The sequence below is a fragment of the Paenibacillus sp. VMFN-D1 genome (genome assembly GCF_003386155.1).
Taxonomy (GTDB): Bacteria; Bacillota; Bacilli; order Paenibacillales; family Paenibacillaceae; genus Paenibacillus_AQ; species Paenibacillus_AQ favisporus.
Map to the genome: position 1 here is coordinate 552,038 of NZ_QRDU01000001.1, position 23,240 is coordinate 575,277.

The 23,240-nt window shown below is 54.5% G+C and carries 26 protein-coding genes and 1 riboswitch; of the genes, 23 read left to right on the plus strand and 3 right to left on the minus strand.

Going from position 1 to position 23,240, the window contains the following annotated elements; translation table 11 throughout:
* Window positions 1-12 precede the first annotated feature (12 nt).
* Window positions 13-1,389, plus strand: a complete 1,377-nt coding sequence (locus C7820_RS02615) for a dihydrolipoamide acetyltransferase family protein (protein WP_116229657.1) — start codon at window positions 13-15, stop codon at window positions 1,387-1,389.
* Window positions 1,390-1,439: 50 nt separating this feature from the next.
* Complete coding sequence (gene lipB / locus C7820_RS02620) at window positions 1,440-2,159, plus strand: lipoyl(octanoyl) transferase LipB (protein ID WP_116229658.1); 720 nt, start codon at window positions 1,440-1,442, stop codon at window positions 2,157-2,159.
* Here lipB and prli42 read toward each other — a convergent pair.
* Window positions 2,145-2,246, minus strand: a complete 102-nt coding sequence (prli42, locus tag C7820_RS34075; RefSeq protein WP_105444651.1) for a stressosome-associated protein Prli42 — start codon at window positions 2,244-2,246, stop codon at window positions 2,145-2,147. The two genes, lipB and prli42, sit on opposite strands and share 15 nt — an antisense overlap.
* A gap of 96 nt (window positions 2,247-2,342) precedes the next feature.
* Between prli42 and C7820_RS02630 the strand changes: the two genes are divergently transcribed.
* The gene (locus tag C7820_RS02630; RefSeq protein ID WP_116229659.1) at window positions 2,343-3,467 is read left to right on the plus strand and encodes a tripeptidase T; all 1,125 of its coding nucleotides are present in this window, start codon (window positions 2,343-2,345) and stop codon (window positions 3,465-3,467) included.
* 127 nt (window positions 3,468-3,594) lie between these two features.
* Here the strand turns inward: C7820_RS02630 and C7820_RS02635 are convergent, their stop codons facing one another.
* Window positions 3,595-4,815 (minus strand): tetratricopeptide repeat protein, encoded by a 1,221-nt coding sequence (locus C7820_RS02635; RefSeq protein WP_116229660.1) that lies wholly within the window; start codon window positions 4,813-4,815, stop codon window positions 3,595-3,597.
* A gap of 158 nt (window positions 4,816-4,973) precedes the next feature.
* Window positions 4,974-5,126 carry a Z-ring formation inhibitor MciZ gene (gene mciZ / locus C7820_RS02640; protein ID WP_116229661.1) on the minus strand — a complete coding sequence of 51 codons (153 nt, stop codon included), beginning with the start codon at window positions 5,124-5,126 and terminating at the stop codon, window positions 4,974-4,976.
* Window positions 5,127-5,251: 125 nt separating this feature from the next.
* Here mciZ and C7820_RS02645 point away from each other — a divergent pair, with 125 nt between their 5' ends.
* The 20 genes from C7820_RS02645 (at window position 5,252) to ribH (ending at window position 23,229) form a co-directional block, all read left to right on the plus strand.
* Complete coding sequence (locus C7820_RS02645) at window positions 5,252-5,836, plus strand: NUDIX domain-containing protein (protein WP_116229662.1); 585 nt, start codon at window positions 5,252-5,254, stop codon at window positions 5,834-5,836.
* Between the two features lie 47 nt (window positions 5,837-5,883).
* Window positions 5,884-7,074, plus strand: a complete 1,191-nt coding sequence (locus C7820_RS02650) for an endonuclease Q family protein (protein WP_116231598.1) — start codon at window positions 5,884-5,886, stop codon at window positions 7,072-7,074.
* Between the two features lie 55 nt (window positions 7,075-7,129).
* Entirely contained in the window at window positions 7,130-7,780 is a 651-nt protein-coding gene (gene spoIIM / locus C7820_RS02655) for a stage II sporulation protein M (RefSeq protein ID WP_105444654.1), read from the plus strand.
* A gap of 93 nt (window positions 7,781-7,873) precedes the next feature.
* A complete protein-coding gene (gene fur, locus C7820_RS02660) occupies window positions 7,874-8,341 on the plus strand; it encodes a ferric iron uptake transcriptional regulator (protein WP_076170043.1) in 468 nt (155 codons plus the stop codon).
* A gap of 185 nt (window positions 8,342-8,526) precedes the next feature.
* Window positions 8,527-8,760 (plus strand): DUF4227 family protein, encoded by a 234-nt coding sequence (locus C7820_RS02665; RefSeq protein ID WP_116229663.1) that lies wholly within the window; start codon window positions 8,527-8,529, stop codon window positions 8,758-8,760.
* A gap of 93 nt (window positions 8,761-8,853) precedes the next feature.
* Window positions 8,854-9,768: a site-specific tyrosine recombinase XerD gene (xerD, locus tag C7820_RS02670; protein ID WP_116231599.1), complete on the plus strand. Its 915-nt coding sequence runs from the start codon at window positions 8,854-8,856 to the stop codon at window positions 9,766-9,768.
* 14 nt (window positions 9,769-9,782) lie between these two features.
* Complete coding sequence (locus tag C7820_RS02675; RefSeq protein WP_116229664.1) at window positions 9,783-10,607, plus strand: purine-nucleoside phosphorylase; 825 nt, start codon at window positions 9,783-9,785, stop codon at window positions 10,605-10,607.
* A gap of 269 nt (window positions 10,608-10,876) precedes the next feature.
* Window positions 10,877-12,064, plus strand: coding sequence for a D-alanyl-D-alanine carboxypeptidase family protein (locus C7820_RS02680; RefSeq protein ID WP_116229665.1), 1,188 nt, complete (start codon window positions 10,877-10,879; stop codon window positions 12,062-12,064).
* 91 nt (window positions 12,065-12,155) lie between these two features.
* Window positions 12,156-12,509, plus strand: a complete 354-nt coding sequence (spoIIAA, locus tag C7820_RS02685; RefSeq protein WP_116229666.1) for an anti-sigma F factor antagonist — start codon at window positions 12,156-12,158, stop codon at window positions 12,507-12,509.
* On the plus strand, window positions 12,506-12,967 hold the full coding sequence (gene spoIIAB, locus C7820_RS02690; RefSeq protein ID WP_076170048.1) for an anti-sigma F factor: 462 nt from the start codon (window positions 12,506-12,508) through the stop codon (window positions 12,965-12,967). The genes spoIIAA and spoIIAB overlap by 4 nt, the downstream gene beginning before the upstream one ends.
* 11 nt (window positions 12,968-12,978) lie before the next feature.
* Window positions 12,979-13,734, plus strand: a complete 756-nt coding sequence (sigF, locus tag C7820_RS02695) for an RNA polymerase sporulation sigma factor SigF (protein ID WP_089548075.1) — start codon at window positions 12,979-12,981, stop codon at window positions 13,732-13,734.
* A 121-nt stretch (window positions 13,735-13,855) separates the two neighbouring features.
* The gene (locus tag C7820_RS02700; RefSeq protein WP_116229667.1) at window positions 13,856-14,497 is read left to right on the plus strand and encodes a stage V sporulation protein AA; all 642 of its coding nucleotides are present in this window, start codon (window positions 13,856-13,858) and stop codon (window positions 14,495-14,497) included.
* A complete protein-coding gene (locus tag C7820_RS02705) occupies window positions 14,494-14,916 on the plus strand; it encodes a stage V sporulation protein AB (protein ID WP_258875103.1) in 423 nt (140 codons plus the stop codon). The genes C7820_RS02700 and C7820_RS02705 overlap by 4 nt, the downstream gene beginning before the upstream one ends.
* A gap of 73 nt (window positions 14,917-14,989) precedes the next feature.
* Entirely contained in the window at window positions 14,990-16,693 is a 1,704-nt protein-coding gene (locus C7820_RS02710; RefSeq protein WP_116231601.1) for a spore germination protein, read from the plus strand.
* Between the two features lie 116 nt (window positions 16,694-16,809).
* Window positions 16,810-18,141: a diaminopimelate decarboxylase gene (gene lysA, locus C7820_RS02715; RefSeq protein ID WP_116231602.1), complete on the plus strand. Its 1,332-nt coding sequence runs from the start codon at window positions 16,810-16,812 to the stop codon at window positions 18,139-18,141.
* Window positions 18,142-18,365: 224 nt separating this feature from the next.
* Window positions 18,366-18,797: a peptidylprolyl isomerase gene (locus tag C7820_RS02720; protein WP_076170052.1), complete on the plus strand. Its 432-nt coding sequence runs from the start codon at window positions 18,366-18,368 to the stop codon at window positions 18,795-18,797.
* Window positions 18,798-18,980: 183 nt separating this feature from the next.
* Window positions 18,981-19,152, plus strand: a riboswitch (FMN riboswitch).
* A 414-nt stretch (window positions 19,153-19,566) separates the two neighbouring features.
* A complete protein-coding gene (gene ribD / locus C7820_RS02725) occupies window positions 19,567-20,676 on the plus strand; it encodes a bifunctional diaminohydroxyphosphoribosylaminopyrimidine deaminase/5-amino-6-(5-phosphoribosylamino)uracil reductase RibD (protein ID WP_116229668.1) in 1,110 nt (369 codons plus the stop codon).
* A gap of 101 nt (window positions 20,677-20,777) precedes the next feature.
* Window positions 20,778-21,443, plus strand: a complete 666-nt coding sequence (locus C7820_RS02730; RefSeq protein ID WP_116229669.1) for a riboflavin synthase — start codon at window positions 20,778-20,780, stop codon at window positions 21,441-21,443.
* Between the two features lie 56 nt (window positions 21,444-21,499).
* Complete coding sequence (locus C7820_RS02735; RefSeq protein WP_116229670.1) at window positions 21,500-22,741, plus strand: bifunctional 3,4-dihydroxy-2-butanone-4-phosphate synthase/GTP cyclohydrolase II; 1,242 nt, start codon at window positions 21,500-21,502, stop codon at window positions 22,739-22,741.
* Between the two features lie 20 nt (window positions 22,742-22,761).
* Window positions 22,762-23,229, plus strand: a complete 468-nt coding sequence (ribH, locus tag C7820_RS02740; RefSeq protein ID WP_089548072.1) for a 6,7-dimethyl-8-ribityllumazine synthase — start codon at window positions 22,762-22,764, stop codon at window positions 23,227-23,229.
* The last annotated feature ends 11 nt before the right edge of the window (window positions 23,230-23,240 follow it).

Consider the following 23,240-nt stretch of genomic DNA (forward strand, 5'->3'; position numbering starts at 1 on the left):
AGGAGTGAAAATATGTCAAATCAAAAGTTTACCGATATGGTGATGCCGCAGCTGGCAGAATCGCTCGTGTCCGCCACTATCGCCAAATGGCTGAAGCAGCCTGGCGATAAGGTGGAACAGTATGAGCCGATCTGTGAGGTCATCACCGATAAGGTCAACGCGGAAATCCCGTCCACCGTGGACGGGATTATGGGAGAATGGGTCGCCGAGGAAGGCCAGACCGTCGCCGTCGGTGAGGTCATCTGCCGCATTGCGGCGGCAGGCACTGCTGGGGCTCCGGCGGAGGAACGGCCGCAGGCGGAGCCGCATACTACACCGGCCCCAGTACAGGCTGAAGCCTCCGGAGACCAGTCGATGCGCGGCCGGTATTCTCCAGCGGTGCAAAGCCTTGCAGCCGAGCATGGCGTAAACCTGAGCGCCGTCCAAGGAACAGGCATGGGTGGACGGATTACCCGCAAGGATGTCCTTGCTTATATCGAAAACGGCGGAGGGGTTACGGAAACTGGCCGGGCTGCAGAAGCTCCGGCAAAGAGAGAGGTTCATTCTCCGTTCGAAGGGCTGCCGCATGCCAATCCTGCGGTCCGTCCGGAGCAGTACATCCCGGTTCCGCCGGCATCCAGCCGGCAGTCTGGTCTGCATATGACCGAGTCGCCGCGTATTCCGGCCGTGGAACTCGAGGACCAGAACGGGCGCGCCGAGACGATGATCGACGTCACCCCGATCCGCAACGCCATTGCGACGAACATGCGCCAAAGTGTGTCGGAAATTCCGCATGCCTGGACGATGATCGAGGTCGACGTAACCAACCTGGTGCTGCTGCGCAACAAATTGAAGGATGAATTTAAGCGCAGAGAGGGCTATAATTTAACCTATCTGGCGTTTCTTCTGAAGGCTGTGGTCAATGCGATCAAGGATTACCCGATCATGAACTCGGTCTGGGCGGTCAACAAGATCATTGTGAAACGGGACATCAACATTTCCCTCGCCGTCGGGACGGAAGACTCTGTCATGACGCCGGTTATTCAACGGGCTGACCAGAAAAACATTGCCGGTCTCGCCCGTGAAATCGAAGAACTGGCGACAAAAACGCGGCAGGGCAAGCTTAAGCTGGAGGATATGCAGGGCGGCACCTTTACGGTGAATAATACCGGGTCGTTCGGTTCGATTCTGTCTTACCCGATTATCAACTATCCGCAAGCGGCCATCCTGACCTTCGAATCGATCGTGAAGCGGCCTGTCGTGATCAACGATATGATCGCCGTCCGTTCGATGGCGAATATCTGCTTGTCGCTGGACCACCGGATTTTGGACGGAGTCATCTGCGGACGCTTCCTGCAGCGCGTGAAGGAAAACGTGGAGGGCTATACGCTGGATACCAAAGTTTACTAATGAAAAGTCTTTGAAAGCTTGGTCATCATCTGAAAGGGCGTGAAGCAGTCATGACAACCAAACTTGAAGTATCCTATACGCCGATGATGGATTATGGTGCGGCCTGGGATTTGCAGAAAAGCATCGTCAGCCGCATAGACCTTGGAGAGCAGCAGGAAACCCTGCTGCTCTTGCAGCATCCACCGACGTATACGATCGGATCGCAGCGGCATCCGGAGCATCTCTTGCTCAGCAAGGAACAGCTGGAGCAGCAGGGCATCGGGCTGTTTGAAATCGACCGCGGCGGCGATATTACCTATCACGGTCCGGGGCAGCTGGTCGGGTATCCGCTGCTGCTGCTGGCGGGCAAGGAAGGACTGGATCTGCACGGCTATTTGCGCAATCTGGAGCAGGTCATCATCAATTACCTTGCGCATTACGGGATCGAGGCAGGCCGCAAGCCCGAATATACGGGAGTCTGGGTAGGCGATCTGAAAATTTGCGCTATCGGGGTCAAATTCAACAAGTGCAAACACCAAAGAGGGTTCGTGACCAGCCACGGGTTTGCCTTCAACATAACGTCCGGCATTCAAAACGAAGGCTTTCAGGGCATTATACCGTGCGGAATTCAGGAGTATGGCGTCACGTCGCTTGAGGACTGCATTGGAAAGCCGATCGCGGTCGAGCAGGTGGCAAAGGAGATTGTTCCGTTCTTTACCGAGGTATTCGGATTTGAGGCCGTTTCAGCCCAAGGGGCAGAGGAAAGCCCGCTGAAATCAGCGGGCTATTAAGGACTCGACGAGCCCAAAGACGACGGATCCGACCATGGCAATGAGCATGAGGTATACAAAAACGCGAAACCATTTTTTTCGTTGCATAAATAGCTCCTTTATTCATCATTAATGAAGGCTCAATGTCGAGCCGGGACAACCTATGTACTATTGTAACTTAACGCCGAAGGAGAGGAAAGTCCATTGATTAAACAAGACCGTTTGATACAGGAGTTTATGGAATTGGTTCAGGTGGACAGCGAAACAGGCCATGAAGCGGAGATCGCCGCGCTGCTCAAGCGGAAATTTACGCAGCTTGGACTGGAGGTTGTTGAAGACGACTCCCAGGCCAAAACCGGACATGGCGCCGGCAACCTGATCGTGACCTGGAAGGGGGAAGGCGGCGCGGAAGCTCCGAAGCTATTGTTCACCTGCCACATGGATACCGTAGCCCCGGGTAAAGGGATCAAGCCAATTCTGGGAGAAGACGGTTGGATCCGCAGTGACGGGACGACGATTCTGGGGTCGGACGATAAAGCGGGCCTGGCGGTTCTGCTTGAGACGATCCGCGTGATCCAGGAGCAGCGGCTTCCCCATGGACAGATCCAATTCGTAATTACGGTCGGTGAGGAGTCCGGACTGCTGGGAGCACGTTCGATGGATCCGCAGGATTTGGATGCTGAGCTTGGATTTGCTCTCGATTCTAATGGAGAGGTCGGATCGATTGCCGTTGCGGCACCAACCCAGGCTAAAATCCAAATGAAGATTTTTGGCAAATCGGCGCATGCCGGCGTGAATCCGGAAGACGGAATCAGCGCCATTCAGGTCGCCTCCAAAGCGGTGTCGCGAATGAAGCTGGGCCGGCTCGACCAGGAGACGACAGCCAACATCGGTAAATTTTCCGGCGGCGGAGCGACCAATGTGGTGTGCGATTTTGTCCAGCTTGATGCGGAAGCGCGCAGCATCGTTCAGGAAAAGGTCGATCAGCAGATCACCCACATGCGGGAAGCGCTTGAAACGACCGTCCGCGAATTCGGCGCCCAGTGTGAGTTCCGGAGCGAAATCGTGTATCCCGCTTTTAATTTCAACGAAAACGATCCTGTGGTGAGCCTGGCCAAACGTGCAATTGAGCGCCTTGGACTGAGCGGAAGAGTGTTCCGTTCGGGCGGCGGTAGCGACGCCAACATTTTCAACGGGCTTGGAGTTCCTACGGTGAATCTGGCCATCGGCTATGAGGACATACATACGACGAAGGAACGGATCCGCGCGGAGGATATGGTCAAAGCGGCTGAAATGGTGCTCAGCATCATTCAGGAAACCGTCAAATAAAGCTTTAACCCTATACAGCAGAATGAACCTGCACAAACAGGCTGTTCCATGCATGCGGCAAACCGCGCTGGAACAGCTTTTTTGCTGGGCTCATCCTTCTTCACGGGCAAACGGGTAGGCTTGCAGGTTAGTGAACATAACGCCGGCGATCCGCGGCAGGATGATTTCTGCGCTGTGCCGGGGTCCATACCGTATGCCAGCTGGTGGATTGGATAATTTGCAGGGCCAGGGTGATATTCGTCAAATATTCGTCAATTTGAAAATACAGATCACTGCCGATCACTTGACGTTCCTGTCTGTGATCCAAAGAGGTACGGGTCTCCTCCAGGAAGCAGGAGGCTGCCGCAAACCGTGCCATGGAGTGGGACGGATCCGTTGCATAGATCGACTCGAACAGCTGCGCTGCTTTGGCGAAGTCACCTTGATCGTACAGCATTTCAGCGGCGATAAAGCAAAGTTCGAGCGAGCTCTGGCTTCTCTCGTGCGTCGGAATTCCTTCCAGTTGGTTCAGGAGCGTTTTGGCCTGTTCCACATAGCCCTCCCGGTAAAGGGTATAAATCAATTCGCTGGATTCATGGAACGAGGGTTCGGGCTGAAGGGACATCCCCATGTCCACCATGCCGAGCACGATCGCGGACTTGGCTGTTTCCAGCCGGTTAAACCTGGACAATTCGGGCAATCCCCGGCCCTCCTGAAGAACACGGCAGCACAAATATGCCGCATGGGATGCGGTAACAGAATGAGAAGCTGATTTGACCACGACCTTGTCCGGATCCATCGTGCGCTGCGTCAGCCGCGCGTGCGCTTCTTTGAATTGATGGGTGTGAATAAGGCACAAAATATAAATGAGTTGAACGGATTCATTGAACCGTACGTCATCCGTATAACGGCTTAGGATGCCAAAGGCTTCCTCATACGCGCCCAGATCCGCCAGCGTTTGGCCGACCTGCAGTTCGGTCGTGTCTGAGGGCGGGACCATTTCCAGAAGTCGCCGGCATATTTCCGCATCTGTCTTTCCGGCGTCGTAGAGCAGTGCTCCCCATTCCGCGAGCGTTTTCCGATGATGCTGTCCTAGATTGACCGCCCGGCGGAAAGCTTCTTCGGCTTCCTCGGTACGGCTGCATGCATATAAGAGCCTTCCGTACTCGAGCCATCCCTGCGCTTCGTCAAAGCTTTCAGCATGGGGCAAACTTCCGGAGTCATCATGTGCATGCGTCAGAGCCGTTCGAATGTGCGTCATCGCCTCACTGTTGTGTCCGCGCGATTTATACCATAATCCCAGCTTAAAATGCAGGGACGGGGAATTCGGGTAAGCTTGCAGCAGCGTCATCAATTCATCTTTGGTCATAATTGTACCCTCCAATATATAGAACAACCTGGTGAGTGAATAGTTGGCGGGAATGCTAAAAAAAATGTTTAAAAAGTTAAATCGCTTATCGTTTTCAGATCATATCCGAAAACATGGGGATTTCGGGGGATATTAAAGGACAAAGATTCATCTGTCCCTTAATGATCCCGCCGGGAGGACGCGAGCGATTGCAAAATGTGCTGCAGCGGCGTGTCGGGGTTCCATTCCTTCTGCAATTGGCGGAGCATTATTTTAATCTGCCAGGCCCGTCCTACCATATGGACCGAGTTCGCTGTATGGTAACTTTTCATGAAGGGATCCCTCTTTCCTTGGGGTGAAGTTTGTTATAATAAGACCATATGTGTCAGCATGGCCAAAAATGCTAGGTTTTAAATATAAGAGGTTGTTGAGCACGTACTATAAGGAGGATCATAGAATGAAAGAGTCTTTGCCACATATGAAGAAACCGTCCAAACATCTCGAGGAAGAGACCCTGTCCACCGAATCTATTTTTCAGGGAAAGGTCGTATCGTTGCAGATTGACAAGGTCCGGCTTCCCGACGGCAATACGGCTACACGGGAAATCATTCGCCACCCCGGTGCGGTAGCTGTTCTGGCCATCAAGGATGACCGGATGATTCTGGTCGACCAGTATCGCCAGGCCATGGGACGGTGCGAGCTTGAAATCCCGGCAGGGAAGCTGGAGCCAGGGGAGGATCCGATGGAAGCGGCCAAGCGCGAGCTTGTGGAGGAAACGGGGTATACATGCGGCCGCCTGGAGCTGCTCCATTCCTTCTATACTTCTCCGGGGTTTGCCGATGAGGTGATCCACCTCTACGTGGCTCATGAGCTTCAAGAGGGCGATGCGGCGCCGGATGAAGACGAGTTCGTGGAGCTGCTGGAATTGACGATGGAAGAGGCGCTTGAGGCGATTTCGCAAGGCCGGATCAGCGACGCCAAGACACTTATGGCGGTGTACGCCTGGAAGTTGAACAAGCTGACGGGTGAATTCCGCGTATGAGCAGTCCGGAACGTGTCAGTCACCAAGAGCTTGCATACGAGTCGGATATGTTGAGCGAATACTTTGCGGATCTGCACATCCATATCGGCAGGACGAACGACGGGCATGCGGTCAAAATCAGCGGCAGCTCCAATCTGACGTTCGCGAACATCGCCAAGGAAGCGTCGGAGCGCAAAGGGATCGAGCTGGTGGGCATTATCGACTGCCACTCGCCGGTCGTCCAGAAGGACATCATCGACTGCCTGGAATCCGGTGAAATGAATGAAGTGCAGGGCGGTGGGATCGCCTACCGGGGGACTACGATCCTTCTTGGTTCCGAAATTGAAATCTATGAACAGGGTAAGGGCGCTGCGCATCTGCTCGTTTATTTTGCGGACCTGTCCACGATGCAGCGCTTTACGGCCTGGATGTCGGAACATATGAAGAACGTAAACCTCAGCTCACAGCGCATTTACGTTTCCGGACGGGAACTGCAGGCAAAGGTATACGATATGGGAGGCATCATGATTCCTGCCCACGTGTTCACTCCGCATAAAGGCCTGTACGGCAGCATGACGCCGCGAATGGAGCATGTGCTCGACCCGGGGCTTGTGAGCGGAATCGAGCTTGGGCTGAGCTCCGATTCGGAAATGGCCGGACTGATATCGGAGCTCGATCCGTATACGTTTGTAACCAACTCCGACGCCCATTCCCTGGGTAAAATCGCCCGCGAGTACAACCGGATCCGTTTGGCGGAGCCGACCTTTGCCGAGTTCCGCAAGGCGATGGAGAGGGCGGACGGCAGGTGCGTGACAGGTAACTACGGCCTCAATCCGCGCCTGGGCAAGTACCACCGTACCTATTGCCATGGCTGCAGCCGCGTGTTGGACATCGAACATGGGGGCGCAGGCTGCCCGTTCTGCGGCAGCACCAAGCGGGTACAGGGGGTGCTCGACCGGATCCTCGATATCGCCGACCGCAAGGAGCCGTACATGCCTGCCTTCCGGCCTGCATATCATTACCAGGTCCCGCTTGAGTTCATTCCGGGCCTCGGCAAGGCCAAAATGAAGCTGCTGCTGGAGCGGTTCGGTACGGAAATGTCGATTCTCCATCATGCGGCTGAAACAGAAATTGCCGAGGTTGTGGGCACCGATTTGGCGCGGATGATCGTCATGGCAAGAAACGGTACCCTGAAGCTGACCTCGGGCGGAGGGGGAACTTACGGGAAAGTGGAAGGGACGTCCGTGTCCAAGACATAGTTTGGGACTTGCCTTCATACAGTAAGGGTATGCGAATGGAAAGGGGAGAAACTGCATGCGAGCTTTCCGCCATGCCCTGAAAGAACAAAACATCCTGTATATTTTTGTCGCCGTACTGTTTCTGGTTGGAGTCATCTTCGGCGCGCTCATGGTCAATGCTCTTTCCCTTGAACAGCAGCAGGACTTGGGACGGTATTTGGGCAATTTTTTCGTAACCGTGAATCAGGGAGCGGAGGCCGGCCAGCCTGCGCACTCCTACTGGGACATCGCCGGGCTGCATTTGAAATGGGTTGGTCTGATTTGGATTCTCGGCCTGTCGGTCATCGGCCTGCCGGGCATTCTGATCCTCGATTTTTTGAAAGGCGTTCTGGTCGGCTTTACGGTTGGCTACCTGGTCGGCCAGTTTTCGTGGCACGGTCTGCTGTTTGCGCTGGTGTCGGTAGCTCCGCCGAACCTGCTTATCATTCCGGTTCTGATCGTTTGCAGCGTATCGGCGATCGCCTTTTCGCTTCATATTATTAAAAACCGGGTGATGCTCCAGCGTCCGGGCAACATTACCCGCCCATTTGCATCGTATGTCGGGATGACGCTCGTCATGGGGCTGATCATGCTCGGCATCTCCTCATTTGAAACCTGGGTGACTCCCACGATGATGAGATGGGTGACGCCCATGCTGATCCACGCTCCGGCCATCACCGGCATGTGAGGCAAAAGCGTTTGACTTTGTTTGGCAACTCCCCATATAATGAGAGAAGCGGTTATAGATAGGTGCAGAGATTTTCCTGTGGGGAGGGAGACAATGGAAGCACGGATCGATAAAATCAAACAACAATTACAATCCCAGGGCTATAAGCTGACACCCCAGCGGGAAGCTACCCTCAGAGTACTATTGGAGAATGAAGAAGACCATCTGAGTGCGGAAGACGTATTTATGCTTGTGAAAGAAAAGGCTCCGGAAATCGGTCTGGCAACCGTGTACCGTACCTTGGAGCTGCTGAGCGAGCTGCATGTCGTTGAGAAGATCAACTTTGGCGACGGTGTAGCCAGATACGATCTACGCACCGATACGGCCAAGCATCACCATCATCATATGATCTGCGTGAAGTGCGGGAGCATGGATGAGATCCGCGAGGACTGGCTTGGACCGCTGGAAGAGCGGGTTGAACGGGAATTCAATTTCACCGTCTCGGATCACCGTCTTGATTTCCACGGGGTATGCTACCGCTGTAAGGCGAAGGAAGACAACGGCGGCAGCGATGACAAGTAATCATACAACGATTTTATAATATGATCTTGACGATCAAAGCTCTCTGCCCGGCATGCTGCCGGAAGGGGGCTTTTTTGGTCGGGGCGTCCCGGGGCATACATAAGGACAAACGTTCATATGCTGGATATAGCAAGGATGAACGGGAAGGAGAGGCGTCTCCTTCAAGAATGTGAGGTGCTTCCGGGATGATCATTCCGCTGCGAAAATGGCTGTCCGTGCTAAAGTTTCTGATCGTGTTCGTTTCTTTGGCCTATATGTTCTACCATGTGCTGACCCTGTTCACCGCTTGGATCACGCCGGTGGACCATTACCGCATTCCGGAGGGCCATGCCGTCAAGGCGTTCCAGTCCGGTGACGGGAAGCAGGAAGGTGAGCGGATGGGGGACAGGCTCCGTTTTTATTTTTGGTATGGTGAATAATGCCTCCGGCAGGGGACGTCCGCCCTGCTGTCGAAGTAGAACAGGATGAAGATACGTCAATCCAAAATGAACCCGAAGGAGCTGTTTCACAACATGATGCAGTATGTACAGCCCTTCATTCGGTACATCCGTGAGGAGAAAGGGCTGTCCAGTAACACACTTGAATCGTACACCCGTGATGTCCGTCAGTTTGTGGAATTTATAGAGGAACGGGGGCTGAACTCGGCGGATCAGGTCAAACGGACGCATATCCAAATGTATTTGAACCTGAAGAAGCAGGAGCGCATGGCCCCGGCGACGCTCGCCCGCAAGCTGGTTTCCGTACGGTCTTTTATTCATTATTTGATCCGGGAATCCGTCATCCGGCAGGATCCGAGTCTTGGACTCGACGCTCCCCGGCTGGAGAAGAAGCCTCCAAGAGTTCTGTCCATCGGGGAAGTGAACCGGCTGCTGGAAGCCCCCGATGTTTCCGCACCGCAGGGGCTTCGGGACAAAGCCATGCTGGAACTGCTCTACGGTACCGGTTTGAAAGTATCGGAGCTCATCTCCCTGAACGTGGACGATGTCAATTTGGACATGCATTTCCTCCGCTGCACAAGCAGCGCTGGCAAGGAACGGGTGCTTCCGATCAATGGGATTTCGGCCGGGGCGGTCAAGGAGTATATAACCGGAATGCGGGATCCGCTCGTACGGGAAACCTCCTCGGACGACAGAGCCCTGTTCCTGAACCTGACCGGCAGCCGCCTGACGCGCCAAGGATTCTGGAAGGTGTTGAAAAAATACGCCGCCGATGCGGAGATTGAAGGCGAGATTACGCCGCATACGCTCAGGCATTCATTTGCCGCGCACCTGCTGGAGAACGGAGCCGATCTGCGCTCCGTACAGGAGATGCTGGGGCATGCCGATATGGCGACGACCCAAATGTACACCACAAGTACGAAAAGAACGATGAAGGACGTTTATGAAGAGCATCATCCCCGTGGACGGGATCATTCCAATACCGATTAGGAGAGATTATACGCATGTCAACGACACAGCTGAAGCAAATTCAAGAGGCAGCCGCCTTTATCCAAAGTAAGGGAGGCGTTCAACCGGAAGTGGGCCTCATACTCGGTTCCGGTCTCGGAATACTGGCTGACCTGATCCAGGACGGCATATCCATTGCCTACGAGGATATCCCTCATTTTCCGGTGTCGACGGTAGAAGGCCATGCGGGAGAGCTTCTGCTCGGTACGATTGAAGGACGAAACGTCGTCTTAATGAAGGGACGCTTCCACATGTATGAGGGTTACGGCCCGGAAGTGACGGCTTTCCCGGTAAGGGTCATGAAAGAGCTCGGCGTGAAGAGCCTGCTGGTGACCAATGCGGCCGGCGGCATCAACACGGCTTTCGAGCCGGGAGACCTGATGGTCCTGACCGACCATCTGAACCTGACCGGCCGGAATCCGCTCATCGGCGCGAACGACCCGGCGCTTGGCGTCCGCTTCCCCGATATGTCCGAGGCGTACAGCCGGCGGCTGCGCCAGCTCTTGAAGGACACGGCCGCGTCGAAGAACATTCCGATTCGCGAAGGCGTATATGCCGGCCTGCTTGGACCGACGTACGAAACGCCGGCCGAAATCCGCATGCTGCGCACGCTCGGTGCAGACGCTGTCGGCATGTCGACGGTATCGGAGACGATCGTGGCCCGGCACGCCGGCCTGGAAGTGCTCGGCATTTCCTGCATCAGCAACATGGCGGCAGGCATTCTGGACCAGCCTTTGTCCCATGAAGAGGTTATGGAAACGACCGAGAGAGTCCGCGAGAAGTTCCTCGGCCTGGTGCTTGCGGTCATCCCTCATATGTAATATGCAAGGCCGTTTATTCAAGCAGCCCCCGCAGGAGACATCCTGCGGGGGTTTTTGCGTGTATTAAAAATAATTCGGCGTAAGCAGCCCCTGGCATGGAATATTTTCCTGTGATCCTGACGAAACTGAAAGACAGTAACCATTTCAATTGAACCATATAGAAATGAACTAAAGAAATGAAAGTTATAGGCCGTATCAGGCCTTCATATCAGGAAGTTCAATAAAAAGCTTTAGTTCAATCTATACAATAGGTCAGGAGGGGACTTATTTTGAAAAAAACGATACTGGCGCTCGCGCTGTCCTTCGGGCTGTCCACGGTGGCGCTGCCTTATCTGGGGTATGCCGAAGAAGCGCCAAAAGGCGGTCAGGCTCCGGGCGTGGAGCTGGCGGCGAATGCTAGGTCAGCCATCCTTATGGATGCGGATACGGGAACGGTCATTTATGAGAAGAACAGCCATGATAAACTTCCGCCGGCAAGCATTACGAAAATTATGACCATGCTGCTGACCATGGAAGCTATCGACGAGGGCAAGCTGAAAATGACCGATATGGTCCGGACGAGCGAATATGCGGCGTCGATGGGCGGTTCGCAAATATTCCTTGAGCCGGGTGAAGAGATGACGGTCAACGAAATGCTCAAGGGCATCGCTATGGCTTCCGGCAACGATGCCTCGGTGGCGATGGCCGAAAAAATCGCCGGCACGGAGCAGGCCTTTGTCCAAATGATGAACGACAAGGCACAGGAGCTGGGGCTGAAGGATACCCATTTCGTGAACTGTAACGGGCTTCCTGCCGAGAACCATTACTCTTCGGCGCATGATATCGCGGTGATCAGCCGTGAACTGTTGAAGCATTCGGAAATTACGAAATACACCGGTTCCTATCAGGACTATTTGCGAAAAGATTCCGAAAAGCCCTTCTGGCTCGTGAATACGAACAAGCTGGTCCGCTTCTATACAGGGGCCGACGGTCTCAAAACGGGGTATACCTCCGAGGCGAAGTTCTGCCTCTCGGCTACGGCCAAGAACGGCAACCTGAGAGCGATCGCCGTGGTGCTGGGCGAGCCTAACACCAAGACGCGGAACGAAGAAGTGTCCAAAATGTTCGATTATATGTTTGCCCAGTACAGCACGCATACCATTTTCAATCCGGGTGACGTGATGGGTACGGTGAAGGTGAACAAGGGTAATACGAAGGAACTGACCTTGAAGGCCGGACAAACCTACAGCGTTCTGACAAAGAAAAACGCCAAGGCAGCGGATATCCGCCACGAAATGGTCGTTCCGAAGGAGATCAAGGCTCCGGTCCAGCAGGGACAGGTTCTCGGTAAACTGGTCGTCTATGAAGGCGGCAAGGTGCTGAAGGAATTTGAGCTGAAGTCGCCGGAGACGGTGGGCAAGGCCGGATGGTGGAAGCTGTTCAAACGGACGACATCAAAATTGTTTCTTGTAGATTGATAGCGGTTTTCTTCTAGTTTTGTCGTGATGCAGGAATCCGGTTTTACTTCGTAGAAATCGTTGTTCATGACAGGGAGGAGAGTGAGCAAACGTGAATCTGCAAGTGGAAATGGAGCATCACCGCAACATCTTGATTGTGCGCTTATCAGGAGAGCTCGATCACCATACGGCTGACCATGTCCGCATGAAAATGGATGAGACGATCCAGCGCGGACTGACAGACCATCTGGTGCTCAGCCTGAAAAATTTACAGTTCATGGACAGCTCAGGCCTGGGTGTGATCCTCGGAAGGTATAAGCTGATCAAGGCCAAGGGCGGCAAAATGGCGGTGTGCGACGTCAATCCTACCGTCTACCGGCTGCTCGATATGTCCGGCTTGTTCAAAATTATGCCCATTTACGATAACGAGGGTAATGCGCTCTCGGGTCTGGAGGTCGTGTCATGAGTAAAGAAAAGGCCATGGAACGCAATTTCATGACGCTGCAGTTCGCAGCCAAGTCGGAAAACGAATCGTTCGCCCGTGTGACGGTGGCCGCCTTCATTTCACAGCTGGACCCGACCATGGATGAGCTGAGCGATTTGAAAACGGTCGTTTCCGAAGCGGTGACCAACAGCATCATTCACGGGTACGACAGCGATCCCGAGGGGATTGTCACGATCACTGCGGAAATTGTGGGAGATACCGTCACGCTGACCGTGGAGGATCGGGGAAGAGGCATCGAAGACCTCGAGCTTGCCAAGCAGCCCCTGTATACGTCGAAGCCGGAGCTGGAACGGTCGGGCATGGGCTTTACGATCATGGAGAACTTTATGGATGAATTCGAGGTATCCAGCGAGCCCGGTTCCGGAACATCAATCAAGATGAAGAAGAGGATCGAATCTAAGAAAGCTTTGTATAATTAGGGGTTGGGCGCATGGATGCTGATGTGAAGAAAGGTTCGCAGACTTATTTGGATGATGCCGAAGTCAAACGTCTGATCGCACTCAGCCAGACCGGGGACAGCTTGGCCCGCGATACGCTGGTAAACTGCAACATCCGCCTCGTCTGGTCTGTCGTGCAAAGGTTTATGAACCGGGGGTACGAACCCGAGGATCTGTTCCAGATCGGATGCATCGGCCTGCTGAAATCGGTCGACAAATTCGATTTAAGCTATGACGTCAAGTTTTCCACCTATGCCGTTCCGATGATTATCGGCGAGATCCAGCGCTTTCTCCGCGATGACGGAACGCTGAAGGTCAGCCGGTCACTGAAGGAAATGGCCAACAAGGTACGCAAGAAAAGGGACGAGCTGTCGAAGCACCTGGACAGGCTGCCGACCGTCAAGGAAGTGGCCGAGGAGCTTGGGGTAACGCCAGAGGAAGTCGTGTTCGCCCAAGAGGCCAACAAGCCGCCGACCTCGATCCACGAGACCGTGTTCGAAAATGATGGGGATCCCATTACGCTGATGGACCAGATCGCCGACGAATCCCAGGAACGCTGGTTTGATAAACTGGCGCTGAACGAAGCAATCGACGGCCTGTCGGAGCGGGAAAAACTGATCGTCTATTTAAGGTATTACCGCGACCAGACCCAATCGGAGGTAGCCACCCGGCTGGGAATATCCCAGGTACAGGTTTCGCGCCTCGAGAAAAAAATACTGCAGCTGATCCGCGATCAGATTGCCCAGTGAATAAGGAACCGTCTTCCGTAAAGGAAGGCGGTTCCTTATTTTGGGCAGCGATGCAAATCGGACTAGAAAGTAGACCTTTTTCCTATACTAACGGTAATTCAGCAGCAAAAGGAGTGATTGGATGTCTGATCACGGATTGCCTACGGTCTACCTGCAGCTGCGCAGCCGCGTACCGATTTCCCATGGAAGGGTCGTGACCCTCGGCCACATCGCCCGGATTTTATGCGACCCCGAGTGGGAATCTTCGCTCCGCAGCCTGGAGCTGGTTCATCCCCATAAGTGGGATGGAAATTTGTTGTTAATTGACATGATGCACATCATACCGAAGATCCAGGAGCTCATTCCGGGCGTCCGCATTGAATCGATGGGGAACAAGCACTCCCTGGTGGAAGTGGTAAAAAAGGAGAAGAAACCGTCACTGATCCTATTCATCCTCGTCTGGCTCCTCCTTTTCTTCGGGTCAGCGCTGACGATCATGAACTTCCATGCGGACGTGAACATGCAGGAGGTGCAAATCCGTACGGTGGAAATGGTGACCGGCCGCAGGGACGAGCATCCCTACTTGTTCCAGACGGCTTATTCCTTCGGCATCGGGTTTGGCATGGTCGTTTTCTTCAACCATTTATTCAAAAAGAAATGGAACGAGGAGCCGACCCCGCTGGAAGTGGAAATGTTTCTGTACCAGGAAAATATCGACCAGTACGTCGTTGCCGAGGAATATAAACGGATGAAAACCGAGAGCCGTCAGGGGGATTCGTCTTGATTCTGGTCAGCTGGATCATCCAAATACTGCTCGGGATTGCCGGGGGAATTGCGGTTGGCGGCGGGGTTATTGCGCTGTTCATCGTTCTGGACATGATCCCAAGGCTGGCTCAGCTGACTTCATCCTATAATCGGGTTCACTGGTACGAAGGGGCGATGGTAACGGGGTCGCTGATCGGGACCGTGTTTGACTTTTGGAACTGGAAACTATCCTTGGGACCGCTGGCCGGCCTCTTGATCGGGCTGTTTAACGGGATATTTGTCGGTATGCTGGCCGCTGCGCTCACTGAAGTGCTCAACGTGCTGCCCATTTTGGCCAAAAGGCTGCAGATGACCCGCTACCTGTTCGGTTTTTTGATGGCGATGGTCACGGGAAAAGTGGCGGGTTCCCTGTTTGACTGGTTTGTTTACAGAAAGTAAGGAGGAACGCTTCGTGAGAGATGACAAGGATCAGGATATCAACGTAGAGGACCCTGCGGGTATTGCAATGATCATGCAGTACGGGGACGAATCGAAAGAGAAGAAGGAAGACGCTTCTCATCCGTCAGAGGAGGGGAAGGAGCCCCGGAGGACGGCGGGCCGGCGTGAAGGCGGCGAAGAACAGGCTGAGGGTGAGCAAAAGGCAGCGGGGGACGGCGGAGAAGATAAGCGGATGCAGGAAAAACGCGACCGGGAAAGGTCCGACACCGTCGAGGAATCCATCATCTATTGGCAGGATAAGGATGAAATTCCGGAAAGCCTGGAGACGACCAAAAACACGCTCAAGGAAGTGGTGGGCCTCGGTTCATCTTTTGACATCGTGTTTCGCGAAATGACCCTCGCCGGCCAGAACACGGGATTGTTCTTCATTAACGGCTTTGCCAAAGACAACATCATGCTGGAAATACTGAAGCGGCTAACCTATTTGTCCGCCGATCAGCTTACTTCGGATGCGCTTAAGTCCTTTTTTGAATTTTACATCCCGCATATTCAGGTCGAGATTGTCGACAAGCTCAGCGCGGCAGTCAATAAAGTACTGATGGGGATGTCCGCATTATTCATCGAGGGAGAACGGGCGTGCATCATTTTAGATACCCGGAATTATCCGGTCCGAAGTCCTGAAGAACCAAGTATTGAACGGGTCGTTCGGGGGGCACGCGACGGGTTCACCGAAACGCTGCTTACCAACATCGCCCTCGTGCGGCGGCGGATCCGCGACCCTGGATTCAAAAGCGAGCTTGTGCAGGTCGGGCGGCGGACGCGTACGGACGTCTGTATTGCCTACATCGACGACATTGTAGACAAGGTTCAGGTGGACTCCATCCGGAAGAAAATCAAAAGTATTGACATCGACGGCCTTCCCCAAGGCGACAAGCAGCTGGAGGAAGTCATTATCAATAAGGGATGGCATCCGTATCCGCTGGTCAGATATTCAGAGAGACCGGACGTGGTCGCTTCGCATATCATGGAAGGTAGGGTAGTGGTGTTCGTGGACACCTCGCCGAGCGTGATGGTCATGCCGACTACGTTTTTCGACCTGTGCCAGCATGCCGAAGAGAACAGGCAGACGGCTTTTATGGGGACGTACCTCAGGTGGGTCCGGTTTCTGGGCATTTTTGCCTCCATGTTTCTGCTCCCGCTGTGGATGCTGCTCGTGACGGATCCGTATTTGAAGCCTCCGGAATTAAATTTTATCGGACCGCACGATACCGCCAAAATTCCGCTTATCGCCCAGTTTCTGCTGGTCGAGTTCGGCGTCGATCTGCTCAGGTTGGCCGCTGTGCATACGCCGACCCCGCTGGCTTCGGCCATGGGTCTCATCGCGGCGATCCTCGTCGGGGATATCGCGGTGAAAACAGGCTTGTTCGTCAATGAGGTCGTCTTGTACATGGCCGTAGCGGCCATCGGCATGTTCGCCACGCCGAGCTATGAGCTGGGGCTGGCCAACCGGATGGTGAGGCTTGTGCTGCTGGTCGCGGTGGCTATTTTCAAAGTGCAGGGATTCGTCGTCGGGACGACGCTGCTGATCCTGCTGCTGACGCTGCACCGGTCTTACAACTCGTCTTATCTATGGCCGTTTATACCGTTTAATGCAAAGGCTCTGTCTGAAGTGCTGCTGCGCTTCCCGGTGCTTGAGAGCAAGAAAAGGCCGTCTTTCAACAAAACGAGGGATAATACGCGGATGGCGAAGAACCCGGACAACCGCGAACAGTCGTAGGAAAACACAAATGTTGTGCAAAAAAATCCATTCATTCTCTTCCCTTGTCTGGTATACTGATGTAAAAGTTCACATGGAATATTTACATTTCCAAGGAAAGCGAAGGGATGCATAATATGTTTCTACATGGTACAAGTAAAATCAATGCGGACGGTCACCTGGAAATCGGTGGCTGTGACGTTACCGAGCTGAAGAAGCAGTATGGTACGCCGCTTTATATCGTCGACGAGGAGCTGGTCCGCACGCGGTGCCGCGAATACGTCGATGCGTTCCGCGCGTCCGGACTGAAATTCCAGGTGGCTTACGCCAGCAAGGCGTTCTGCGTCATGGCCATGTGCCGGATCGCAGAGGAAGAGGACATGTCCCTAGACGTCGTGTCCGACGGCGAATTGTTCACGGCGCTTCAGGCAGGCTTCCCGGCCAAGCGCATCCATTTCCACGGCAACAACAAGACGGTGGAAGAGATGGAAATGGCGATCGACGCCGGCATCGGCTGCTTCGTCGTAGACAATTTTGTTGAGCTGCATGTCCTGGAATCGGTGGCAGCTGAGAAAAACGTAAAGGTCAACATTTTGCTCCGAGTCACACCAGGGGTTGAAGCTCATACGCATGAATATATTTCAACCGGCCAAACCGACTCGAAATTCGGTTTCGACATCGGTAACGGCTCTGCGTTTGAAGCAGTCAAAGCAGCTGCCGCTCAAGAGCATCTGGAGCTTCTTGGCGTCCATTCCCATATCGGGTCGCAGATCTTCGAGGTCGACGGATTTCAGATGGCGGTTCAGCGTGTAGCCGAATTTGCCAAGAGTGTCAAAGAACAGCTGGGCGTGCAGTTCAAAGTAGTGAACCTCGGCGGAGGCTTTGGCATCCGTTACGTTGAAGGCGACACGCCGCTTGAAGTCAGCCAGTACGTGAAGGCGATTACCGACGCGGTGAAGACGCATTTCGCCGAGTGGGGAAGCGAGCTGCCGGAAATTTGGGTGGAACCGGGCCGCAGCATCGTGGGCGATGCGGGGACAACTTTGTACACTGTCGGCACCAGCAAGGATATTCCGGGTGTGCGCAAGTACGTGGCCGTGGATGGCGGCATGACGGACAACCCGCGCCCGGCGCTGTACGAGTCGAAGTATGAGGCCATGCTGGCCAACCGTGCCAACGACAAGCCGGAAGAAACCGTGTCCATTGCCGGCAAATGCTGCGAGAGCGGCGACATGCTGATTTGGGATGCAGAGCTTCCGAAAGTCAATAACGGTGACCTGCTCGCCGTTTCGTGCACAGGGGCCTACAACTATTCCATGGCGAGCAACTACAACCGGATCCGCAAACCGGCGGTCGTGTTCGTGAACCAAGGTCAAAGCGACCTGGTCGTTCGCCGCGAGAGCCTTCAGGATATCATCGGCCACGATGTCATTCCTGAGCGGATCGCAAAGCAGGCTGTGCTTAAGTAAAGAGATGCATTAAGGGGACAGGAGCTGTTCGCCAGCGCCTCTGATAAATGAATTGGTGCGCAGTATAAAGGATCATCTCTGTATTGGGGAATGCAGAGTGGTCCTTTTGCGCGTTTATAGAACGTGGAGAAATGCGGAATTATTTTGCTTCGCCCGGGATTTCATAGTAAACTAGAAGATGTCTGTTAACACTCAGGAAAGACATGAAAGGAGTCATTGACATAATGGCCAAGCAAGCAAAAATCACTCTTGAAAACGGCGGCGAAGTGCTGCTCGATCTGTTTGAAAAAGACGCTCCGAACACGGTGGCGAACTTTGAGAAATTGGCAAACTCCGGTTTCTACAACGGTCTGGTGTTCCACCGCGTCATTCCGGGATTTGTTGCGCAGGGCGGATGCCCGAACGGCACCGGTACCGGTGGCCCAGGCTACACGATCAATTGCGAAATCAACCCGAACAAACACGAGCGCGGATCGCTGGCGATGGCACATGCTGGCCGCAACACCGGCGGAAGCCAGTTCTATATCTGCTACCAGCCGCAGCCGCATCTCGACGGACAGCATACCGTATTCGGCAAAGTGACGAAGGGCATGGAATACGTCGACGCATTCCAAGGCCGCGACGTGATGAAGACGGTCGAAGTATACGAAGCTTAATCTGCGAGCCGCGCACGATTGATCAGCCGCTTTCCCTGTTTCAAAGAGGGACAAGCGGCTTTTTGTTCTAAGCCGGGAAAAGGGGCGTATTGATTTTTTGCGGAGGCAGTGTTAACATTTCCTAGTATAGATGGGGCTTCCACTAGGCAGCCATCCATCTGGCAATTGCATATTGATATTGGTTATATCCTTCGGGGCAGGGTGAAATTCCCTACCGGCGGTGATGACGCGGCAGCCGATCAGTTCTGGCGCCCGTCTCAGTCCGTGACCCGGACGCTTCGTTTGACGCTGAGCGTACGGTGGACCTGGTGCAAATCCGGGACCGACAGTATAGTCTGGATGGGAGAAGGAGAGAAAGCGTGCACTTCAGTTCGGAGTGCAGCTGTCCAATAATATGTCACGTGTACGTGGTTGTTTTCACATAGTAGAAGGTTGTCCCTGGCGGGACCGCTTCTGTTTGCTGACGACTTTACGCTACCGATGACTTATTAGGCTGATCCTGATTTTTGGGATTCTGCAGCCTTATTGGAGTGTATCTGACTTGTCTCTCACAGCCCCGAGGATGGTTTAAGCCATCCCGGGGCTTTTTGCTTTTTTACAAAGACCTTGGGGTCCCCGCTAAGGGCCGGTTTAAACAGCGCGGAGCCAAAGCAGCGCATGGTAAGGTGATTTACCATGGAAATTCCAACATGCGAAGTATCCGTAAAGCGCCCGAAGCCGAGACTTAGCTTTGAGGGGATGTCCCGATTCCGAACAAGGGGGGAGATGAATGGACGGCATCATCAACGATGAATTTTATATGGCGCTTGCGCTCGATATGGCGGAGCGGGCACAGGGTCAGACCGGAATCAATCCGGTTGTCGGCTGCGTCGTCGTTAAAGACGGGGCTATGGTTGGGCTTGGCACGCATTTACAGCGGGGAACCGCCCATGCGGAAGTACATGCGCTGAATATGGCGGGTGACCGTGCGGAAGGGAGTACGGTCTATGTAACGCTGGAGCCCTGCAGCCATTACGGAAAAACACCGCCATGCAGCGAACGCCTCATACGCGAGAAAGTGAAGCGGGTCGTCGTGGCCTGCGAAGATCCCAACCCCCAGGTGGCGGGCAGAGGAATCGAGCTGCTCCGGCGCAGCGGGATTGAGGTGGAAGTTGGGCTGCTCGGTGACAGGTCCCGCCGCTTGAACGAAAAGTTTATCAAGTATATTACGACAGGGCTTCCCTTTGTGACGGTCAAGACAGCAAGCACGCTGGACGGGCGCATCGCGGCCGAATCGGGAGACAGTAAATGGATCACGAACGAAGCGGCCCGGGAGCAGGTTCATACGCTCCGCCACCGCCATCAAGGGATTATGGTTGGCGTAAATACGGTGATCGCGGACAATCCGCAGCTGACCACCCGGCTGCAGGGCGCCATCGGTCTGAATCCTGTGCGGATCATCGTCGATTCCATGCTGCGGATTCCGCTTGAGTCGAAGGTGGTTCGGGATGGAGCTGCGCCGACCGTCATTTTGACGACGGAACGCGCCGATCTGGATAAGGCAGAAGCCCTTAAGAAGATCGGCGTAGAAACGATCCGCTGCGGATCGGGCCCGCAGGTCGATCTTCGCCTTGCGATGCAGGAGCTGGGCAGACGTGAGATCGGCTCGATTCTGGTGGAAGGCGGCGGCCGGCTGAACGGTGCCTTGCTGGAGACCCGGCTGATCGACCGGATCGTACTCTATTTCGCACCGAAAATCGTTGGAGGTCCGGCGGCCCCCGTCAACTTCTCGCTGCGGGGCGCCGACAAGATGGCGGACGCCATCCGGATAGAAGACGTAGAGACCGAAGTGCTCGGGGATAACGTCTGCATCAGCGGAAAGCCGGTTTGGCCGGCATGACATGATCCGGAAAAACGATACTTCACTTTTTAAGGCTGCACACGGTTAACGATATGAATCGTATGAAATACTTCTTTACAGGACAGAAAGGAGCGGTTGCGATGTTTACCGGTTTGGTTGAAGAGGTCGGCGTCATGCGGGGCGTCTCCAGCAAAGGGGAAGCGATGATCCTCCATATCGAGGCCTCCCGGATTATGGGCGATCTCAAAATCGGGGACAGCGTCTCGGTCAATGGCGTCTGCCTCACGGCTGTCGAGATTGGAGCCCGTTCGTTCGCAGTGGACGTCATGCCGCAAACGTACCGCCACTCCAACTTGAAATCGCTGGGGGCTGGAAGCCGGGTGAATTTGGAGCGCGCCATGCAGGTGGGTGCCCGCTTCGGTGGACATATCGTGCAGGGACATGCCGACGGGACAGGGACGATCCGGGCGATGGACCGGGATCAGAATGCGGTGCTGATCGAAGTGGAGCCGGTAGATACTGCTCTGCTCCGCTACATCATCCCGCAAGGATCTATTACCCTGGACGGCATCAGCTTGACGGTGGTCAAGACGAGCGCCACAACATTCACCGTTTCCATTATCCCGCATACACTTGCGGAGACAAGTCTGGCGGACAAAAAGCCTGGAAGTGTGCTGAATCTGGAATGCGACATTCTCGGAAAATATGTGGACCATTTGCTTCACTACCGAACAGGGGAAGGGAATGGGCGTCCTGAACCTTCGGGAATCAGCCTGGAGCTGCTAGCACAACACGGATTTGCATGAGGCAGGCAAGAGGACAGACAGGCCAATAAGCCCATGCAGGAATAGGAGGGAAACCCATGGAGGAGGATTTTGTGTTTGACCGCATTGAAGATGCGGTGTCTGACTTGTCGGCAGGCAAGGTCGTTATCGTCGTGGACGACGAGGACCGCGAGAACGAAGGCGATTTTATCGCCTTGGCGGATCAGGCAACGCCTGAAGTCATCAACTTCATGATCACGGAAGGACGCGGACTGGTCTGCATGCCGATTACCGAGGAGAGAGCCGCTGAGCTCGGCCTGAAGCCGATGGTATCGAACAATACGGACCATCACGGCACGGCTTTTACCGTCTCCATCGACCACAAAGAGACGACAACAGGCATCTCCGCCTATGAGCGGTCCCTGACCGCCAAAGCGCTGGCCGATCCGGAAGCGACCGCCGCCGATTTCCGGCGCCCCGGCCACATGTTTCCGCTGATTGCCAAAACCGGCGGCGTGCTCCGGCGCGCTGGCCATACCGAAGCGGCGGTGGATCTCGCCCGTCTCAGCGGATCGTTCCCGGCCGGGGTGATCTGCGAGATTATCAAAGAGGACGGGACGATGGCACGGCTGCCGGATCTGGTGCAGATCGCCAAGAAGCATGGTCTCAAGCTGATCAGCATCAAGGATTTGATCCAGTACCGCAACAATAAGGAAAAGCTCGTTACCCGCGAGGTTTCGGTGCGGATGCCGACGGACTTCGGCGAGTTCCAGGTCGTCGCCTATACGAATGCGGTGGACAATAAAGAGCATTTGGCGCTCGTCAAAGGGGACATCGCATCCGGGGAGCCGGTGCTCACCCGCGTCCATTCCGAATGCCTGACAGGGGACGTGTTCCATTCCCATCGCTGCGATTGCGGCCCGCAGTTTGAAGCCGCACTCCGGCAGATCAACGAAGAAGGCCGCGGCGTGCTGCTGTACATGCGCCAGGAGGGACGCGGCATCGGGCTCCTGAACAAGCTGAGAGCCTATAAGCTCCAGGAGGAGGGCCTTGATACGGTCGATGCCAACCTGAAACTCGGGTTCCCCGCGGATCTTCGCGATTACGGCATCGGAGCTCAAATATTGAAGGATCTCGGCATTCGCCAAATTCGGCTGCTGACGAACAATCCGCGTAAAATCAAAGGCTTGGAAGGCTACGGGCTGGAAATCGTCGAGCGCGTGCCGATCCAAATGCAGGCTAATAAGGACAACGAGAACTACTTGCATACGAAGCAAATGAAGCTGGGGCACATGCTGAAATTTGAGCAGCCCGATTCATTGACGACGACTACCGAATAATTACAGGAGGCTGATGAAGCATGGCACATATTTATGAAGGAAATTTGGTATCCGAAGGATTAAAATACGGCATCGTGGTAGGAAGATTCAATGAGTTTATCACCAGCAAGCTGCTGGGCGGCGCACTTGACGGCCTGAAGCGGCACGGCGCCAAGGAAGAAGAAGTGGACGTGGCGTGGGTTCCGGGCGCTTTCGAAATCCCGCTGATTGCCCAGAAGATGGCGGAAAGCGGCAAGTACGACGCCGTCATTACGCTCGGCACGGTTATCCGGGGGTCAACCTCCCATTACGACTACGTGTGCAACGAGGTGGCCAAAGGCGTGGCGGCGATCAACCTGAAAACCGGCGTTCCTACCATTTTCGGCGTTTTGACGACTGAGAACATCGAGCAGGCGGTGGAACGGGCCGGAACGAAGGCCGGAAACAAAGGATACGATGCTGCGGTGGCGGCAATTGAAATGGCCAACTTGACGAAACAGTTAAAATAGTGCTTATTTAA

Excerpts from the sequence above, each read along its gene's own strand:
- C7820_RS02615 (WP_116229657.1), top strand. The coding sequence starts at position 13 with ATGTCAAATCAAAAGTTTACCGATATGGTGATGCCGCAGCTGGCAGAA.
- lipB (WP_116229658.1), top strand. The coding sequence starts at position 1,440 with ATGACAACCAAACTTGAAGTATCCTATACGCCGATGATGGATTATGGT.
- prli42 (WP_105444651.1), bottom strand. The coding sequence starts at position 2,246 with ATGCAACGAAAAAAATGGTTTCGCGTTTTTGTATACCTCATGCTCATT.
- C7820_RS02635 (WP_116229660.1), bottom strand. The coding sequence starts at position 4,815 with ATGACCAAAGATGAATTGATGACGCTGCTGCAAGCTTACCCGAATTCC.
- mciZ (WP_116229661.1), bottom strand. The coding sequence starts at position 5,126 with ATGAAAAGTTACCATACAGCGAACTCGGTCCATATGGTAGGACGGGCC.
- C7820_RS02645 (WP_116229662.1), top strand. The coding sequence starts at position 5,252 with ATGAAAGAGTCTTTGCCACATATGAAGAAACCGTCCAAACATCTCGAG.
- C7820_RS02650 (WP_116231598.1), top strand. The coding sequence starts at position 5,884 with ATGTTGAGCGAATACTTTGCGGATCTGCACATCCATATCGGCAGGACG.
- spoIIM (WP_105444654.1), top strand. The coding sequence starts at position 7,130 with ATGCGAGCTTTCCGCCATGCCCTGAAAGAACAAAACATCCTGTATATT.
- fur (WP_076170043.1), top strand. The coding sequence starts at position 7,874 with ATGGAAGCACGGATCGATAAAATCAAACAACAATTACAATCCCAGGGC.
- C7820_RS02665 (WP_116229663.1), top strand. The coding sequence starts at position 8,527 with ATGATCATTCCGCTGCGAAAATGGCTGTCCGTGCTAAAGTTTCTGATC.
- xerD (WP_116231599.1), top strand. The coding sequence starts at position 8,854 with ATGATGCAGTATGTACAGCCCTTCATTCGGTACATCCGTGAGGAGAAA.
- C7820_RS02675 (WP_116229664.1), top strand. The coding sequence starts at position 9,783 with ATGTCAACGACACAGCTGAAGCAAATTCAAGAGGCAGCCGCCTTTATC.
- spoIIAB (WP_076170048.1), top strand. The coding sequence starts at position 12,506 with ATGAGTAAAGAAAAGGCCATGGAACGCAATTTCATGACGCTGCAGTTC.
- sigF (WP_089548075.1), top strand. The coding sequence starts at position 12,979 with ATGGATGCTGATGTGAAGAAAGGTTCGCAGACTTATTTGGATGATGCC.
- C7820_RS02700 (WP_116229667.1), top strand. The coding sequence starts at position 13,856 with ATGTCTGATCACGGATTGCCTACGGTCTACCTGCAGCTGCGCAGCCGC.
- C7820_RS02710 (WP_116231601.1), top strand. The coding sequence starts at position 14,990 with ATGCAGTACGGGGACGAATCGAAAGAGAAGAAGGAAGACGCTTCTCAT.
- lysA (WP_116231602.1), top strand. The coding sequence starts at position 16,810 with ATGTTTCTACATGGTACAAGTAAAATCAATGCGGACGGTCACCTGGAA.
- C7820_RS02720 (WP_076170052.1), top strand. The coding sequence starts at position 18,366 with ATGGCCAAGCAAGCAAAAATCACTCTTGAAAACGGCGGCGAAGTGCTG.
- ribD (WP_116229668.1), top strand. The coding sequence starts at position 19,567 with ATGGACGGCATCATCAACGATGAATTTTATATGGCGCTTGCGCTCGAT.
- C7820_RS02730 (WP_116229669.1), top strand. The coding sequence starts at position 20,778 with ATGTTTACCGGTTTGGTTGAAGAGGTCGGCGTCATGCGGGGCGTCTCC.
- C7820_RS02735 (WP_116229670.1), top strand. The coding sequence starts at position 21,500 with ATGGAGGAGGATTTTGTGTTTGACCGCATTGAAGATGCGGTGTCTGAC.
- ribH (WP_089548072.1), top strand. The coding sequence starts at position 22,762 with ATGGCACATATTTATGAAGGAAATTTGGTATCCGAAGGATTAAAATAC.